Consider the following 14,448-nt stretch of genomic DNA (forward strand, 5'->3'; position numbering starts at 1 on the left):
GGGGGAGTCAGGGCGGCGGCAGCGGCGGTGGGGCCGTGCGGCCGGGCTTCCGGGCTTCCGAGCTGCCATCACCGCGGGCGGGCGTCAGCTCGGAGGCAGGTCGCCGCTGCGCACGACGGTCGATGTCGCGGCATCCCACGTGAATGTGGAGGTCGCCGTGTTCGCGGGCCCCGCGAAGTCGGATCCGGGCCACATGAACGTCAGGGCCACGCTGCTCTCCGACGCCCGAGCGGGCGGTGCGGTGGTGTCGATCGCGTACTGGGCGACGGTCGCGCTCGGCACGAGTTCGCCCTGATGGAAGAAGAGCACCGGCGTGATCGAGAACCGGGTGCAGCAGGGCTCGGGGCGCAGCACGATCCAGGAGAGCGCAGCGCACGGGTCGTAGCCGCTGACATCGGAGAACTGGCCGGTGACGTCCCAGGGGCCTCCCGGCACATTCGGTGCGCTCGCCGCGAGCATCGCCGGGCCGTCGCTGCTCGCGCACGCGCCCGCGGCTTGAGCGGCGCCCTGCGGCTCGTCGGGATCGGCATCCGAACCGGCGCCGGCGTCAGCGGCGGCATCGGCGAGCGAGGGGTTCGCCGACATGACGGCCTCCAGGGCGGCGGGCGCGTACGCCCGATCGCCGGCGGTGTCGAAGACCGCGATCCAGACATCCCCGATGAAGAGGTGGGTGATCTCGGTGGCGCTCATGTAGCCGTTCGGCGCGGGGCTCTCGTACGAGAAGCTCGCCGCGGCGTCGAGCGCGGCCTCGGTCACGGTCGTATCGCTGCGCAGTGCAGCGATGAGCGGGGCCTGCGCGTCATGCGGCAGCTCGGCCACGTACTCGATGACGGTTCCCTGCGAGTGGATCGGCCACCGGCACCCGCGCTGCTGTTCGGCCGCAGCCATCGCCTCCTGCGCGACGGGCCCGCTGAACTCGGTGAAGGCGGCGAGATCCGTCTCCCCGGCGGGCTCCTCGAACATCTCGACGCCGAACTCCTCGTACTCCTGCTGCGCGGTCGCGTTCATCGCGTCGCAGGCGGGCAGCACGATGGGCTCCGGGGCCGGCTCCGTCTCCTCGGCGGGCGGGTTCGCGTCGGCGGTCTTCGCCGGCGGCGTGCTCGGCGGCTCCGGCTGCGCGCCGCACCCGGTCAGCACGGTCGCGCTGCTCAGCGCGAGAGCCAGCGCGCACGCCCAGCGTCGCGTGTGTCGAAGTCGCACGGTGCTCCTCGTTTCCGTCGTGCCGTGTGAGCGGCGGGCGCCGTCTCCGAGGTCACGCTAACGGAGCACCGCTGCTCAGCCGCGCCGTTCCGCGGTTCTCGCACAACTCTGCACAGTTCGAGGGCGCTCGGCGGTATCGTGGAGGAACGCGCTCGCGGCCATATGCCGCGGCGGCCATACGAAGGGGAGACGGATGCCGGAGCCGAGCCGCGCCCCGCAGCTGCAGCCGGAGTCGTTCGACCGCATCGCCCGCGATCTGCAGGCGCTCCGGCTCGACGCCGGGCCGGTCTCGTACGCGGAGATCGTCAGGCGCATCGCCGACCAGCGCGTGCAGCGCGGCGTGCCCGCCGCTGCCGCGATCCCGGCTCGCTCCACCGTGTACAACGCCTTCACCACCGGTCGGGCGCGCATGGACACGGAGCTGCTGCGCGACATCGTGATCGCCCTGGGGGCGACGCCGGGGGAGGCGGAGGTGTGGGTGCAGCGGTGCCGGCGCGCCCGGAGCGCCGCGGAGTTCGGCGCCGCAGTGCAGCGGAGTGCGGAGCGGGATCAGACGCTCGCTCGCGACGCGAGCGCCCCACCCCCGCCGCGTTCGGCGCCTCGGGCCGGCGTGGTGATCGTGCTCCTGGCGGGCGGTGTGGCACTGAACCTGCTCGGTCTCTGGATCACCGCCGTCTTCAAGCTCTCCGTCTACCTCGACATGGTGGGCACCGCGATCGCCTCGCTCGTGCTCGGCCCGTGGCACGGGGTCGCGGTGGCGCTGCTGTCGAGCAATCTCGGGTTCGTCACCGGCGATCTGCACACGTGGGAGTTCACTCCGGTGAACATCGCGGGCGCGCTCATCTGGGGATACGGGGTTCGCCGCCTCCGCCTCGGAGCGAGCCTCACGCGCTTCTTCTCACTGAACCTCGCGGTGGCGCTTGGTTGCTCCCTCGTCGCCGCGCCGATCGTGGTCGCGGCGTTCGGCGGGGAGAACGGGCACGCCTCGGTCTCGGCGGTGCTGTCGCTCGAGTCGCTCGGAGTGCCGATGATGGCCTCGGTCTTCTCCGCGAACATCATCACGTCGATCATGGACAAGCTGCTGACGGGGTTCGTCGGGCTGCTGGTGTTCACGCTGCTGCACGGCAGATTCGGCGTGCCTGCAGCCCACATGCCGCTCGTCGAGAAGCTCGGGGCGCTGAGCGCCGCGGAAGCAGAGGGCGCGAGGGGCGCGCCGCGGGAGGCGCGCACCATGTCGGGATCGCGGCCGCCCCGAGCCCCCGCGGCGCCCTAGCCGCGGCTGACGGCCCGGGCGGGCAGCGCGGCCCTCAGACCGCTTCGCCCCGCACCGGCCCCTCGGTGTTCGGCTGCCAGCCCAGCGCGGGCGCGACATGCTCGGCGAAGGCCTGCAGCACGTGCAGGTTGTACTCGGGCCCGAGCTGGTTCGGGATGGTGAGCATGAGCGTGTCGGCCGCCATGACCGCCTCGTCGCCCCGGAGCTGCTCGATGAGCCGGTCGGGGGTGTCGGCGTAGGTCTTGCCGAAGGTCGAGCGGAACCCGTCGATGATGCCGACCTGGTCCATGTTCTCGCGGGAGCGGAGGCCGAAGTACGCCTCGTCCTCGGCGGAGACGATCGGGAACACGCTGCGGCTCACCGACACGCGCGGTGCGCCGGTGTGCCCGGCGGCCCGGTACGCCTCCCGGTAGCGGTCGATCTGCTCGCGCTGGAGCACGTGGAACGGCTGGCCGGTGGCCTCGGTGAGCAGGGTGGAGCTCATGAGGTTCACGCCCATGCGGCCGACCTGCTCGGCGGAGTCGCGCGATCCGGCGCCCCACCAGATGCGGTCCCGCAGGCCGGGCGAGCGCGGTTCGATGGCGAGCCTGCCCGGGGGAGCCATCTGCGGGTCGCTGTCGACGACGGGTTCGCCGTCGATCGTGCGCAGGAGGGCGTCGAACTTGTCGCGGGCGAGGTCGGCGCCGCGGGGGTCGTCCGATCCGCCGTACCCGAACGCCTCGTAGCCGCGCAGCGCGGTCTCGGGTGATCCGCGGCTGATGCCGATCGCGATCCGCTGGTCGGCGAGGAGGTCGAGCGCCGCGAGCTCCTCGGCGAGGTACAGCGGGTTCTCGTACCGCATGTCGATGACGCCGGTGCCGACCTCGATGCGCTGCGTGCGGGCGGCCATCGCGGTGAGCAGCGGGATCGGCGATGCGGCCTGCCGCGCGAAGTGGTGCACGCGCACGTAGGCGCCGTTCACGCCGATCTCGTCGGCGCCCTCCGCGAGTTCGACGGTCTGCCGCAGCATGTCGCCCGCGGTGCGCACGCGCGAGCCGGGTACCGGGCCGTAGTGCCCGAACGAGAGGAATCCGAATGCTTTCATGCCCGGTACAACTCGGGTGCGCCAGATATATTCCCGCGCATACAGTTCGCTCAGCGGCCGGCACCCGGGTGCGCCCCCAACGGCACCGGGGTTCCATCCGCTTCATACCCCGGCACGATCCGCGCGCCACCGCCCCGCTCGTACCGTCGGAGTATGCAGACAACACCTGGCGCAAGAGAAATGGTCGCGCTCGTCGCCGACCTCAGCAAGCAGTACGGCGCGGGCGAGCAGCGGGTGCGCGCCCTCGACGACGTGTCGATCGGGATCGCACGGGGCCAGTTCACGGCCATCATGGGGCCGTCGGGATCGGGCAAGTCGACGCTCATGCACGTGATGGCCGGCCTCGACACCCCCACCAGCGGGCGGGTGTGGCTCGGCAGCGATGAGATCACCAGGCTCGGCGACGCCGCCCTCACCCGGCTGCGCCGCCGCCGGATCGGCTTCGTCTTCCAGTCGTTCAACCTCGTGCCCACCCTCGACGTGCGGGGCAACATCCTGCTGCCCTTCCACCTCGACGGGGTGAAGCCCGACCGCGAGACCCTCGCGCGCATCGACGCGCTCCTCGGATCCCTCGGGCTCGCCGATCGCGCCTCGCACCGACCGCACGAGCTCTCGGGCGGCCAGCAGCAGCGGGTGGCGATCGCCCGGGCGCTCGCCACGCAGCCCGACATCATCTTCGCCGACGAGCCCACCGGAGCGCTCGACACGCGCACCGGCCGGGAGGTGCTCGGCCTGCTGCGATCCGCGGTCGCGCAGTCGGGGCAGAGCATCGCGATGGTGACCCACGACCCCATCGCCGCGAGCCACGCCGACCGCATCCTCTTCCTCGCCGACGGCCGCATCGTCGCAGATCGGGGCGCGATGTCGCCCGAGCAGATCTCCGAGACGATGCTGGGCCTCGAGCGGGGCGCCGTTGCGGGCGGCGGGAGCCGCGCATGAGCGCGATCGCGGGAGCCACGGGCAAGGTGCGCGAGCACGTCGCGACGATCGTCGTGGCAGCGCTCGGCACGCTGTTCGCCGTCACCCTGATCCTCGGCACCGGCATCCTCACCGCCGCCCTCGACCCGGCGCTCATCGAGGAGTCGGGCACCTTCCGCCTCATGCTCCTCATGGTGAGCGTCATCTTCATCATCATCGCGCTGTACGTCGGCGCGATCGTCACCGCGAACACCTTCGCGACCGTGATCGCAGGCCGCACCCGAACGATCGCGCTGCTGCGGCTCGTCGGCGCCACCGCCCGCTCGGTGCGCAGCCGCGTCGCCGCCGAGGGGCTGCTGATGGGAGCCGCCGGCGCCGTCGCGGGGTGGGTGCTCGCCGAGGCGCTCGCGCTCGCCATCACCCGGCTCGGCCCCGCGTGGGGCTGGCTGCCCGAGGGTCGCGACTACCCCCTGTTCGACCCCCTGACGCTGGTCGCGGTCGCGGTCGTCGCGCTGACCACGTGGGCTGCGGCGTGGGCGGGATCGCGCCGCGTCGCCGGCGTCTCGCCCATCGCGGCGACCGGCGCCGCAGTCGAACTGCGGCCCGAGGCGGCCCGCCGCCGCTCGGGGCGCTCGGTCTGGGCCGTGATCCTCATGGTGTCGGGCTGCGCGCTGATCGCGCTCGGGCTCGTGCTCGGCTTCCTCACCCCGATCGCGCTCTTCGTCGCCTTCCTCGGCGGGCTGGCCTCCTTCACCGGCATCGCGATCGGCGCGCACCTCATCATGCCCCCGGTGCTGCGGCTCGCGGGCCGCGTCATCGGGCGCGGGCCGACCGGTGCGCTCGCCGCCGCGAACGCGGTGCGCTACCCCGAGCGCAGCGCGCGCTCCACGATCGGGCTCGTGATCGGCGTCACGCTGGTCACCCTCTTCGCCGTGGCCCTCGACAGCTACCGCTCGATGACGCTGCTCGCCTTCGAGCTCGACCCCGACATGGCGAGCGCCCTCGATCAGACGCTCAGCATCACGACGGGCATCTTCACCGGTCTCGTCGGGTTCTCCGCGGTCATCGCGGCCGTGGGGCTGGTGAACACGCTCTCGCTGGGCGTGCTGCAGCGCACGCGCGAGCTCGGCCTGCTGCGCACGCTCGGATTCACGGGAGCGCAGGTGCGCCGCATGATCGTCGCCGAGAGCGCGCAGATGACGCTCGCCGCCCTCGGTCTCGGCCTCCTGCTCGGCATCGGCTACGGCTGGCTGGCCGCGCAGACGCTCCTCGGGTCGCAGGTCGGGCTCGCCGCGCCGACCATTCCGTGGCCGGTGCTGGCCGGCGTCGTGGTGTTCGGGGCGGTGCTCGCCGTGGGGGCCGCCGCCGTGCCCGCGCGGCGCGCGATCCGGCTCTCGCCCGTGGCTGCGCTGGCAGCGGATTGAGCCCGGCGATGTCGGCGGTCGGGGCTAGTCTTGACGCCATGAGCGTTGTGATTGACCCTGCATTCGACCCCGTCCCCTCCCTCGCCGAACAGGTCTCGGTGCGCGTCGTCACCGGTGCCGAGCCCGAGCCCGGCACCGCGGTGGCCCGCTTCGTGACGAGCGAGGGCGAGCTGCCCGAGGGGCTCGGCGACACGACCCGCGAGGCGCTCGCGGCGGCGGGCTTCACGGGCGCGAAGCACCAGACGCTGGCGCTGCCCGGCGCGCGCCTGCAGGTGCTCGTCGGCACCGGCGACGGCATCGGCTCGACGGCGCAGCTGCGCGACGCGGTCGCGGCCTTCACGCGCGCGGCCCGCGAGGTCGCCGACCTCGCCGTCGACCTGCGCGAAGCGGTCGCGGGCGCCGAGCGGATCAGCGCCGCGGACGCGGCGCTCGCGGCGACCGAGGGCGCGATCCTCGCCCGCTACCGCTACGACGCGCTGAAGGGCGAGCCGAACACCGTCGCGCTCGCGTCGCTCGCGCTCACCGCAGACGAGGCCGACGCCGAAGCGGCGCGCGCGGGCGTGGAGCGCGGGCTGATCCTCGCCCGGTCGGCGAGCGTCGCGCGCGACCTGGCGAACACGCCCCCGCGCCACCTGAGCGCGGAGAAGTTCGCCGAGGTCGTCGAGCGTCTCGCGCCCGACTTCGGGCTCGAGACCGAGGTGTTCGACCGCGCGCAGCTCATCGAGCTCGGCGCGGGCGGCCTGCTCGGCGTCAATGCGGGCAGCGTCGAGGAGCCCCGCATGATCAAGATCTCCTACCGTCCGGCCGACCCCGAGGGCCACCTCGCGCTGATCGGCAAGGGCATCATGTACGACTCGGGCGGCATCAGCCTGAAGCCGTCGAATGCGATGCACGCGGCGATGAAGTTCGACATGATGGGCGCCGGCTCCGTCTTCTCCTCGATGATCGCGCTGCGCGACCTCGGCGTGCAGACCGCCGTCACCGGGTGGCTCATGTGCACCGACAACATGCCCTCGGGGAGCGCCACGAAGCTCGGCGACGTGCTCACCATCCGCGGCGGCAAGACCGTCGAGGTCAAGAACACGGACGCGGAGGGCCGGCTGGTCATGGCCGACGGCCTCGTGCTCGCGACCGAGGATCGCACGATCGACGAGCGCCGGCCCGACGCCATCGTCGACATCGCCACGCTCACCGGTGCCGCGATGGCAGCGCTCGGCACCCGCACCGCCGCCATGCTCGCGAACGATGACGAGGTCGCTGCGCAGCTGCAGGCCGCGGCCGACGCGACCGACGAGAACATCTGGCGCTTCCCGCTCGACCACCGCTACCGCGAGCAGCTCAAGTCGAACGTGGCCGACCTCTCGAACATCGGCGGCCAGTACGCCGGAGTGATCCTCGCGGGCCTCTTCCTGAACGAGTTCGTCGACGGCACCCCGTGGGGCCACCTCGACATCGCCGGCACGATGCAGTCGGAGAGCGACGACCTGTGGCGCTCGGTCGGCTCGACCGGCTTCGGCGCCCGGCTGCTCGCCGAGTACGCCGCCCGCTTCACCCCGTCGGCAGCCGACCGCGAAGGAGCATGACCCCGGTGTCCCGTTCACAGCTGCACGATCGCGACGCGTACATCAGCGCGTTCGGCGACTTCGTCTCGGCCTCGCCGAGCTCGTACCACGCCGCCGGGGCCGTCTGCGAGACGCTCTCGAAGGCGGGGTTCGCCGAGCACGACGAGACGGCCGCGTGGTCGCCGCTCGAAGCCTCGGGGCGCGGGTTCGTGCGCCGCGACGGCGCGGTGATCGCCTGGCGCGCGGGTGCCGAGGTCGACGCGACCAGCCCCGTGCGCGTGCTCGGCGCGCACACCGACTCGCCCGGTTTCGTGGTGAAGCCGCGACCCGACTTCGAATCCGACGGCTGGGCCCAGGTCGGCGTCGAGATCTACGGCGGCCCCCTGCTGACCTCCTGGCTCGACCGCGATCTCGGCTTCGCGGGCCGCATCGTGACGCGCGACGGCGCGGAGCACCTCGTGCGCACCGGGGCGGTGGCGCGCATCCCGCAGCTCGCCATCCACCTCGACCGCGACGCGAACAAGAGCCTCACGCTCGACCGGCAGCGGCACACCCAGCCCGTCATCGGGCTCGCGGGGGAGGAGCTGTCGGTGCTCGCCCTGCTCGTGCGCGAACTCGGGGGCGGCCGCACCGGCTCGGGCCGGGGCCGCGCCGCCGCGCGCTCGGCGGCGCGCGCGGCGCTCACCCCCGAAGACCTCGCCGGCATCGACGTGCGCCTCTACGACACGCAGGCCCCGCAGCGCATCGGGGCGAACGGCGAGCTGTTCGCCTCGCCGAGGCTCGACAACCTGAGCTCCACGTACGCGGGCCTCGCGGCGCTGCTCGACACCGAGCCGCACCCGGGCACCATCTCGATGATCGCCGCGTTCGACCACGAGGAGCTCGGCTCGAATACGCGCTCGGGTGCCGCAGGGCCGTTCCTCTCCGATGTGCTCGACCGGCTCCGCGCGGGGCTCGGCGCCTCGGGCGAGGACGCCGCGCGGGCGCTCGCGGGCTCCTGGTGCCTCTCGGCAGACGCCGGCCACTCGGTGCACCCGAACTACTCCGAGAAGCACGACCCGAGAGTGCGGCCGCTCGCGGGCCGCGGCCCGATGCTGAAGATCAACGCGAACCAGCGGTACGCGAGCGACGCCCACGGCGCGGCGCTCTGGAGCCGGCTGGGGTCGGCCGCCGAGGTGCCGACCCAGGAGTTCGTGTCGAACAACACCGTGCCCTGCGGGTCGACGATCGGCCCGATCACCGCGACCCGGCTCGGCATCCGCACCGTCGACGTCGGGGTGCCGCTGCTCTCGATGCACTCCGCCCGCGAGCTCGCGCACGTCGACGACCTCTTCGGGCTCGCGAAGATCACGGGGGCGTTCTTCGCGACCGCGTGACGTCGATCGCGGGTCGCGCGAGCGGCCGGACGGGGCTCCCCGCCCGGCCGCTCGCAGACACGGCGAAATACTCCGGCCCGATCCGCTTCGCTCCCGCCGTTTCGGGCCCCGCGAGTCGCCCGATTCGCTAGGATCGTGCTATGAGTGAGATGGAGCAGGCGGATACCGGCAGCGTCGCCCTGTCGAAGAACAAGCTGATGCCCGATGTGCAGCGCATCGGGTCGCGCAATATCGAGATCACCTACCTCGGCAAGAACGCCGAGGGACTTCCCACATGGATCATGTGGAACGCGGCCGAGCCCCACCTGATCGGCCTGCTCCGCCAGGGCAGAATGGGCTACCACTTCGAGCAGCGCACGAGCTCCGGAGTCATGCTGCACGAGAACATCTCCCTCAGCCGCGTGCAGCGAGCGCTCGGCGGCTTCTGAGCCGAGCCCGGCCCCTGCCGGCTCGCCGAGCCCCTGCCGACTCGCCCAGACCTCGCTGGCTCGCCGAGCCCCTATCGAGATGAGCGGCGTCTCGATAGGGATTCGGCGCCTCGATAGGCATTCGGCGTCAGGTCGTGCCGGCCCCCAGCACTCACCCCGCACCCGCACCCGCTGCAGCACTCACTCCCGCACGAGCACCCTGCCGAGCGTGCGCGCGTAATCCTCTTTGACGATGTCGTAATGGGTCCACGAATCGAGCGCGCTCACCCCCGGCAGCCCCCGCATCGCGTCCATCACGGGCAGCAGATGCGCCGATGACGCCGAGACGAGCGTCGCGATGAAGTCGAAGCTGCCGTGCGAGCGCACCGCGAAGTCGATGTAGGGCGACTCCATGATGAACCGGCGGATCGGCTCGGGTGAGCCGTCGATCGTGATGCCGACCCCGATCGCGAGGCGATTGCGCGAGAAGCTCCCCGACTTGATGGCGGCGATGCGGATCACGCCCGCGTCGATGAGGCGGTGCACGCGCGCCCGCGCCGATGACGGCGAGAGGTGCACGGTGTCGGCGAGCGCGCGGTAGCTCGTGCGCCCATCCTGCTGCAGCACGGCGATCAGTGCGTAGTCGATGCGGTCGAGCACGATGTCGGTCTGCCCGTGCGAGACGAAGAAGCCTTTGAGCACCTCGACGTAGGTGGAGACCAGCACGCGGCGCACCGTCGGCAGCCCGCGCACATGGTCCAGCACCTCGAGCAGCTCGTGGCTGTCGCCGTGGCGGGACTCGAAGACGAGCGGCAGCGGCCCGCTGGTCTTCGAGACGAAGACGGCGTCGGGCAGCTGCGCGACCTCCTCCGCGATCGGAGCGATCGGCCCGTCGACCTCGACCTTCGCGTGCACGAGCACGTGGTGACCGACGAAGCCGGGGTCGAGCGCCGCGACGATGCGCAGCCCCCCGCCGTGCGTCAGCAGTTGCAGTCGCTGCGCGACGAAGTCGCGGCTCGCCCCGAGCAGGATCGCGAGATCGTGGATGCTGGCGCGGCCGTCCGCCTGCAGCGCCCGGATGAGGGAGGCGTCGAATTCGTCGAGGTCGGCCGCTCCCTGCGGCGTGCGCGGTGCGTTCGTGCGGCGGGTGATGGGCTGCAATGGGCGCTGCTCCTTCGCGCTCCGGGCGTCGCCGCCGGAGCTTCTCGAAATACGCTGATCTGAGCGAATCGCGCCGCAAAAATTCGGTGCACACCGCTCGAATGCAAGCGTAATCGGAGCAAGCGGGAAATGCACGGCGCGAAACGGCGGTGAATCGCGAGCTTCGAACGAACGGGTGCCGCGCGCCGAAGCAGTCGCTCATCTACAGTCGATCCAGTTGCGCGCACCGCGCCGTCCTCAAGCAAGGGAGCTTCCGTATGTCCACCGCAACCGCGCCGGCGAACACGCACCGCCGCGCGCTCAAATCCGGCTTCGCCGCCGCCGTCGGCACCACCATCGAGTGGTACGACTTCTACGTCTACGCGACCGCCGCCGCCATCGTCTTCCCCGTCGTCTTCTTCCCCGAACTCGACCGGGGCCTCGGCACGCTCGCCTCCTTCGGCACCTACGCCGTCGCCTACTTCGCCCGGCCGCTCGGCGGCATCATCTTCGGGCACATCGGCGACAAGCTCGGTCGCAAGCCGGCGCTCACCATCACTCTGCTCCTCATGGGCATCGCGACGACGCTCGTCGGCGTGCTGCCGACGTACGCGACGATCGGCATCTGGGGCCCGATCCTGCTCATCGTGCTGCGCATCGCGCAGGGCCTCGCCGTCGGCGGGGAGTGGGGCGGCGCCAGCCTCATGGCGGTCGAGAGCGCGCCGCCGAAGTTCAAGGTCTTCTACGGCGGCTTCACGCAGCTCGGCAACCCGCTCGGCGCGCTCCTGTCGACGGGCGCCTTCTGGGTGCTCGCCCTCATGGGCGACGACGTGCTGCTCACCTGGGGCTGGCGCATCCCGTTCCTGTTCAGCATCGTGCTCATCGGCGTCGGCTTCTGGGTGCGCTACCGGGTCGAGGAGACGCCGGTCTTCGAGGCCAAGATCGAGGGCCACGAGCAGTCGACGCCGATCCTCTTCGCCCTCCGCAACAACTGGTGGCCCATGCTGCTCGGCTTCGGCATCATCGCGATGTCCTCCGGCGGCTACGTGCTCGCGACCACGTTCGTGCAGAGCTACGCGACCAGCCCCGACATCGGGCTCGACGCCGACATCATCCTCGGCGCGATGACGGTCGCCGCCTTCGTCGAGACGCTCGTCACCCTGCCCCTCGCCCTGCTGGGCGACAAGGTCGGCGCGAAGACGATCATGATCCTCGGCTCCGGCCTCTCGCTCGTCGCCGTGATCCCGCTCGTGCTCTTCATCGACGCGCACAACGTGGCCATGATCTACCTCTTCGTCTCCGTGCTGCGCCTCACGCTGAGCGGCGCCTGGGCCCCGCTCTCGACCCTCATGGCGCAGATGTTCCGCCCGCAGGCGCGCTACACCTCCATGTCGCTCTCGTACGGCATCGGCGCGGCGGTGTGGGGCGGCCTGTCGCCTGCGATCGCCACCGGCCTGCTCGTCGCGACGGGCAACTTCTGGTCGGTCATCGCGTTCTTCGGGCTGCTCGCCCTGCTCGCGATCCTCGGCAGCGCGCTGGCCCCGCAGCACTCCGACACGGCTCCCGCGACGGGCTCCCTCAAGGCCCGCCTCGACACGACCGCCGTTCCCACCTCCGGCCGCGCGGCCGACCGGAAATAACCACCCCCTCACCGAAGGAGCACCACCGTGCGACAGCTCGCCACCTATGACGCCCGCGACTCGATCCCCACGATCGTGACCGCGCAGCGCATCCTCACCGTCGATGCCGACCAGCCGGAGGCCGAGGCGTTCCTCAGCGCCGGCGGCCGCATCCTCGCCGTGGGCAGCGTCGCGGACGTCGAGGCGGCGGCTGCCGCGGCCGGCCTCGACCCGGCTCGCGCCGACTACCCCGAGGCCACGATCGTGCCCGGCTTCATCGACCCGCACGCCCACCCGCTGATGTACGGGCAGATGCTCACCTGGATCGACATCTCGCCCGCGCAGGCGGGGTCGATCCCCGAGATCGTCGAGCTCATGCGCGCCGGCGCCGAGCGGCTCCCGGCCGGCGCCCCCATCCGCGGCTACGGCTACGAGCAGCGCAACCTCGCCGAGCGCCGGCACCCGACGCGCCAGGAGCTCGACGAGATCGCGACGGATCGCGAGGTGTACATCATGAATGCCTCCGGGCACGGCGGCGTGGTGAACACGTACACGTTCGAGAAGTTCGGCATCACCCGCGACACCCCGAACCCGGAGGGCGGCGAATTCTTCCGCGATGCCGACGGCGAGCTCACGGGCGAGCTCTCCGACGCCGCGTGCAACGTGCTCACGGGCCTGCACGGCGTCAAGATCGGGCACCACGGACCCAACTTCCACCTCGGCGACGAGCCGGCCGAGCATCAGCGGCAGCTCGACCTCGTGCAGCGCGAGTTCCTGCGCGGCGGCGTCACCGCGATCGGCGACGCGCAGGTGTCGAAGCGGGAGTTCGCCGCGTACCTGGAGGCCGCCGACCGCGGGGCGCTCGACATGCGCGTCTCGATGTACTTCCTGTCGCACCTGCTCGACCAGGTGCTCGACATCGGCCTCACCGGGCCGTTCGGCAACCCCTTCCTCGCCGCGACCGGCATCAAGCTGTACGCCGACGGCACGCTCGGCGGCTGGACCGCGTACTTCCCCGAGGGCTACGTCGGGGATCCCTGCCGCACGGGGCAGCTGTACCACGAGCCGCGCGAGTACACGGAGCTCGTGAGCAAGGCGCACGCGGCGGGGCTGCAGACCGCCACGCACGCGCAGTCGCCGACCGCGATCAAGCTCGTGGTCGACGCCATCGAGCAGGCGCTCCTCGAACGGCCCGACGCCGACGCGCGGCACCGCATCGAGCACTGCGGCCTGCCGACCCCCGAGGAGATCACGCGCATGGCCGAGCTCGGCATCCGCCCCGTCAACCAGACCCAGCACTACTACAACTGGGGCGAGGGCGTGGAGCAGGCCATCGGCACCCCGGGGGAGCGGTTCAACCCGCTGGGCGAGTTCGTCGAGGCGGGCGTGCCCGTGACGATCTCCTCCGACGCCCCCGTCGCCGAGCCGCGCCCGCTCGAAGCGATCCAGGCCGCTGTGACCCGCGTCACGCGCCGCGGCGCGCAGCTCGGCCCCGACTCCCTCCGCATCAGCCCGGAGGCCGCCCTGCGCGGGCACACCCTCGAAGGCGCGATCACCCTCGGCCGGGAGAACGAGCTCGGGTCGATCACCGTCGGCAAGCGCGCCGACTTCGTGGTGCTCGGCGCGAACCCGCTCGAGGTCGACGGCGCCGACATCGCCCGGATCGCGGTGCGCGAGACCTGGGTCGACGGCAGCCGCCGCTTCGCAGCAGACGAGGTGCGCTGATGAGCGCCATCGCCTCGACCGAGGCGCGCCGCACCATCGGGTGGGTCGTCATCGAGACGATCCGCGGCTACGGCGTCGACACCGTCTTCGGCATCCCCGGCACGCACAACCTCGAACTGTACCGGCCGCTCGACGCGCTCGGGATCCGCCCGGTCACGACCCGCCACGAGCAGGGCGCGGGCTACGCGGCCGACGGGTGGTCGCTGCAGACCGGCCTGCCCGGGGTCGTCATCACGACGAGCGGCCCCGGACTGCTGAACGCGCTCTCGGCGGCGGGCACCGCGTACTGCGAATCGCGCCCGATGATCATCATCGCGCCCGGCCCGGCCCGCGGCGCCGAGTTCGCCGACGTCGGCACCCTGCACGAGACGAAGGATCAGCTCGCGGCCGCCTCGGCCATCGTCGAGTGGGGCCGCCGCGTGCAGACCGCGGCGGAGGCCGTCGCCGCGGTGCACGACGCCTTCGAGCTGTTCGCCGTGCGCCGGCCCCGCCCCGTCTACATCGAGATTCCGCTCGACCTGCTCGAGGCGGAGGCCGACGTGCCCGACGACGCGCTCGCGCCCCGCGCCGGTGCTCCGGCGAAACGGCCGGACGGGGAGCGCGTCGCGACCGCGGCCCGACTGCTCGCGGAGGCCCGGAAGCCGGTGGTGCTCGCCGGCGGCGGGTCGCGCGGCGCCTCCGCCGAGCTGCGCGCGCTCGCCGAGCGGCTGTCCGCTCCCG

At 72.2% G+C, this 14,448-nt stretch carries 12 protein-coding genes; 9 read left to right on the forward strand and 3 right to left on the reverse strand.

What is annotated here, in order from left to right:
* Positions 1–84 precede the first annotated feature (84 nt).
* Positions 85–1,200 (reverse strand): LppP/LprE family lipoprotein, encoded by a 1,116-nt coding sequence (locus NS354_RS06990; RefSeq protein ID WP_058593856.1) that lies wholly within the window; start codon positions 1,198–1,200, stop codon positions 85–87.
* A gap of 193 nt (positions 1,201–1,393) precedes the next feature.
* Here NS354_RS06990 and NS354_RS06995 point away from each other — a divergent pair, with 193 nt between their 5' ends.
* Positions 1,394–2,473 (forward strand): hypothetical protein, encoded by a 1,080-nt coding sequence (locus NS354_RS06995; RefSeq protein WP_058593857.1) that lies wholly within the window; start codon positions 1,394–1,396, stop codon positions 2,471–2,473.
* A 34-nt stretch (positions 2,474–2,507) separates the two neighbouring features.
* Here NS354_RS06995 and NS354_RS07000 read toward each other — a convergent pair whose 3' ends face one another.
* On the reverse strand, positions 2,508–3,557 hold the full coding sequence (locus tag NS354_RS07000; RefSeq protein WP_058593858.1) for an LLM class flavin-dependent oxidoreductase: 1,050 nt from the start codon (positions 3,555–3,557) through the stop codon (positions 2,508–2,510).
* Between the two features lie 153 nt (positions 3,558–3,710).
* Between NS354_RS07000 and NS354_RS07005 the strand changes: the two genes are divergently transcribed.
* The 5 genes from NS354_RS07005 to NS354_RS07025 all read left to right on the forward strand — a co-directional run bounded on the left by NS354_RS07005 (position 3,711) and on the right by NS354_RS07025 (position 9,265).
* Positions 3,711–4,496 (forward strand): ABC transporter ATP-binding protein, encoded by a 786-nt coding sequence (locus NS354_RS07005; RefSeq protein WP_058593859.1) that lies wholly within the window; start codon positions 3,711–3,713, stop codon positions 4,494–4,496.
* Positions 4,493–5,899: an ABC transporter permease gene (locus tag NS354_RS07010; RefSeq protein WP_058593860.1), complete on the forward strand. Its 1,407-nt coding sequence runs from the start codon at positions 4,493–4,495 to the stop codon at positions 5,897–5,899. Before NS354_RS07005 ends, NS354_RS07010 begins: the two co-directional genes overlap by 4 nt.
* A gap of 38 nt (positions 5,900–5,937) precedes the next feature.
* On the forward strand, positions 5,938–7,482 hold the full coding sequence (locus NS354_RS07015; RefSeq protein WP_058593861.1) for a leucyl aminopeptidase family protein: 1,545 nt from the start codon (positions 5,938–5,940) through the stop codon (positions 7,480–7,482).
* A complete protein-coding gene (locus tag NS354_RS07020; RefSeq protein WP_058593862.1) occupies positions 7,479–8,837 on the forward strand; it encodes a M18 family aminopeptidase in 1,359 nt (452 codons plus the stop codon). Before NS354_RS07015 ends, NS354_RS07020 begins: the two co-directional genes overlap by 4 nt.
* Before the next feature lie 140 nt (positions 8,838–8,977).
* On the forward strand, positions 8,978–9,265 hold the full coding sequence (locus tag NS354_RS07025; RefSeq protein ID WP_010156319.1) for a hypothetical protein: 288 nt from the start codon (positions 8,978–8,980) through the stop codon (positions 9,263–9,265).
* A gap of 180 nt (positions 9,266–9,445) precedes the next feature.
* Here NS354_RS07025 and NS354_RS07030 read toward each other — a convergent pair whose 3' ends face one another.
* Entirely contained in the window at positions 9,446–10,405 is a 960-nt protein-coding gene (locus NS354_RS07030) for an Lrp/AsnC family transcriptional regulator (RefSeq protein ID WP_058593863.1), read from the reverse strand.
* Positions 10,406–10,662: 257 nt separating this feature from the next.
* Between NS354_RS07030 and NS354_RS07035 the strand changes: the two genes are divergently transcribed.
* From NS354_RS07035 to NS354_RS07045, 3 genes are all read left to right on the forward strand, one after another.
* Positions 10,663–12,024, forward strand: coding sequence for an MFS transporter (locus NS354_RS07035; RefSeq protein WP_058593864.1), 1,362 nt, complete (start codon positions 10,663–10,665; stop codon positions 12,022–12,024).
* 27 nt (positions 12,025–12,051) lie between these two features.
* Positions 12,052–13,728 carry an amidohydrolase gene (locus tag NS354_RS07040; protein WP_058593865.1) on the forward strand — a complete coding sequence of 559 codons (1,677 nt, stop codon included), beginning with the start codon at positions 12,052–12,054 and terminating at the stop codon, positions 13,726–13,728.
* Positions 13,728–14,448: thiamine pyrophosphate-binding protein (locus NS354_RS07045; RefSeq protein ID WP_275934816.1), on the forward strand; the 721-nt coding region annotated here is incomplete at its 3' end. The genes NS354_RS07040 and NS354_RS07045, both read left to right, overlap by 1 nt.

The organism is Leucobacter chromiiresistens (assembly GCF_001477055.1).
Classification (GTDB): domain Bacteria; phylum Actinomycetota; class Actinomycetes; order Actinomycetales; family Microbacteriaceae; genus Leucobacter; species Leucobacter chromiiresistens_A.

Excerpts from the sequence above, each read along its gene's own strand:
- NS354_RS06995 (WP_058593857.1), top strand. The coding sequence starts at position 1,394 with ATGCCGGAGCCGAGCCGCGCCCCGCAGCTGCAGCCGGAGTCGTTCGAC.
- NS354_RS07000 (WP_058593858.1), bottom strand. The coding sequence starts at position 3,557 with ATGAAAGCATTCGGATTCCTCTCGTTCGGGCACTACGGCCCGGTACCC.
- NS354_RS07005 (WP_058593859.1), top strand. The coding sequence starts at position 3,711 with ATGCAGACAACACCTGGCGCAAGAGAAATGGTCGCGCTCGTCGCCGAC.
- NS354_RS07010 (WP_058593860.1), top strand. The coding sequence starts at position 4,493 with ATGAGCGCGATCGCGGGAGCCACGGGCAAGGTGCGCGAGCACGTCGCG.
- NS354_RS07015 (WP_058593861.1), top strand. The coding sequence starts at position 5,938 with ATGAGCGTTGTGATTGACCCTGCATTCGACCCCGTCCCCTCCCTCGCC.
- NS354_RS07020 (WP_058593862.1), top strand. The coding sequence starts at position 7,479 with ATGACCCCGGTGTCCCGTTCACAGCTGCACGATCGCGACGCGTACATC.
- NS354_RS07025 (WP_010156319.1), top strand. The coding sequence starts at position 8,978 with ATGAGTGAGATGGAGCAGGCGGATACCGGCAGCGTCGCCCTGTCGAAG.
- NS354_RS07035 (WP_058593864.1), top strand. The coding sequence starts at position 10,663 with ATGTCCACCGCAACCGCGCCGGCGAACACGCACCGCCGCGCGCTCAAA.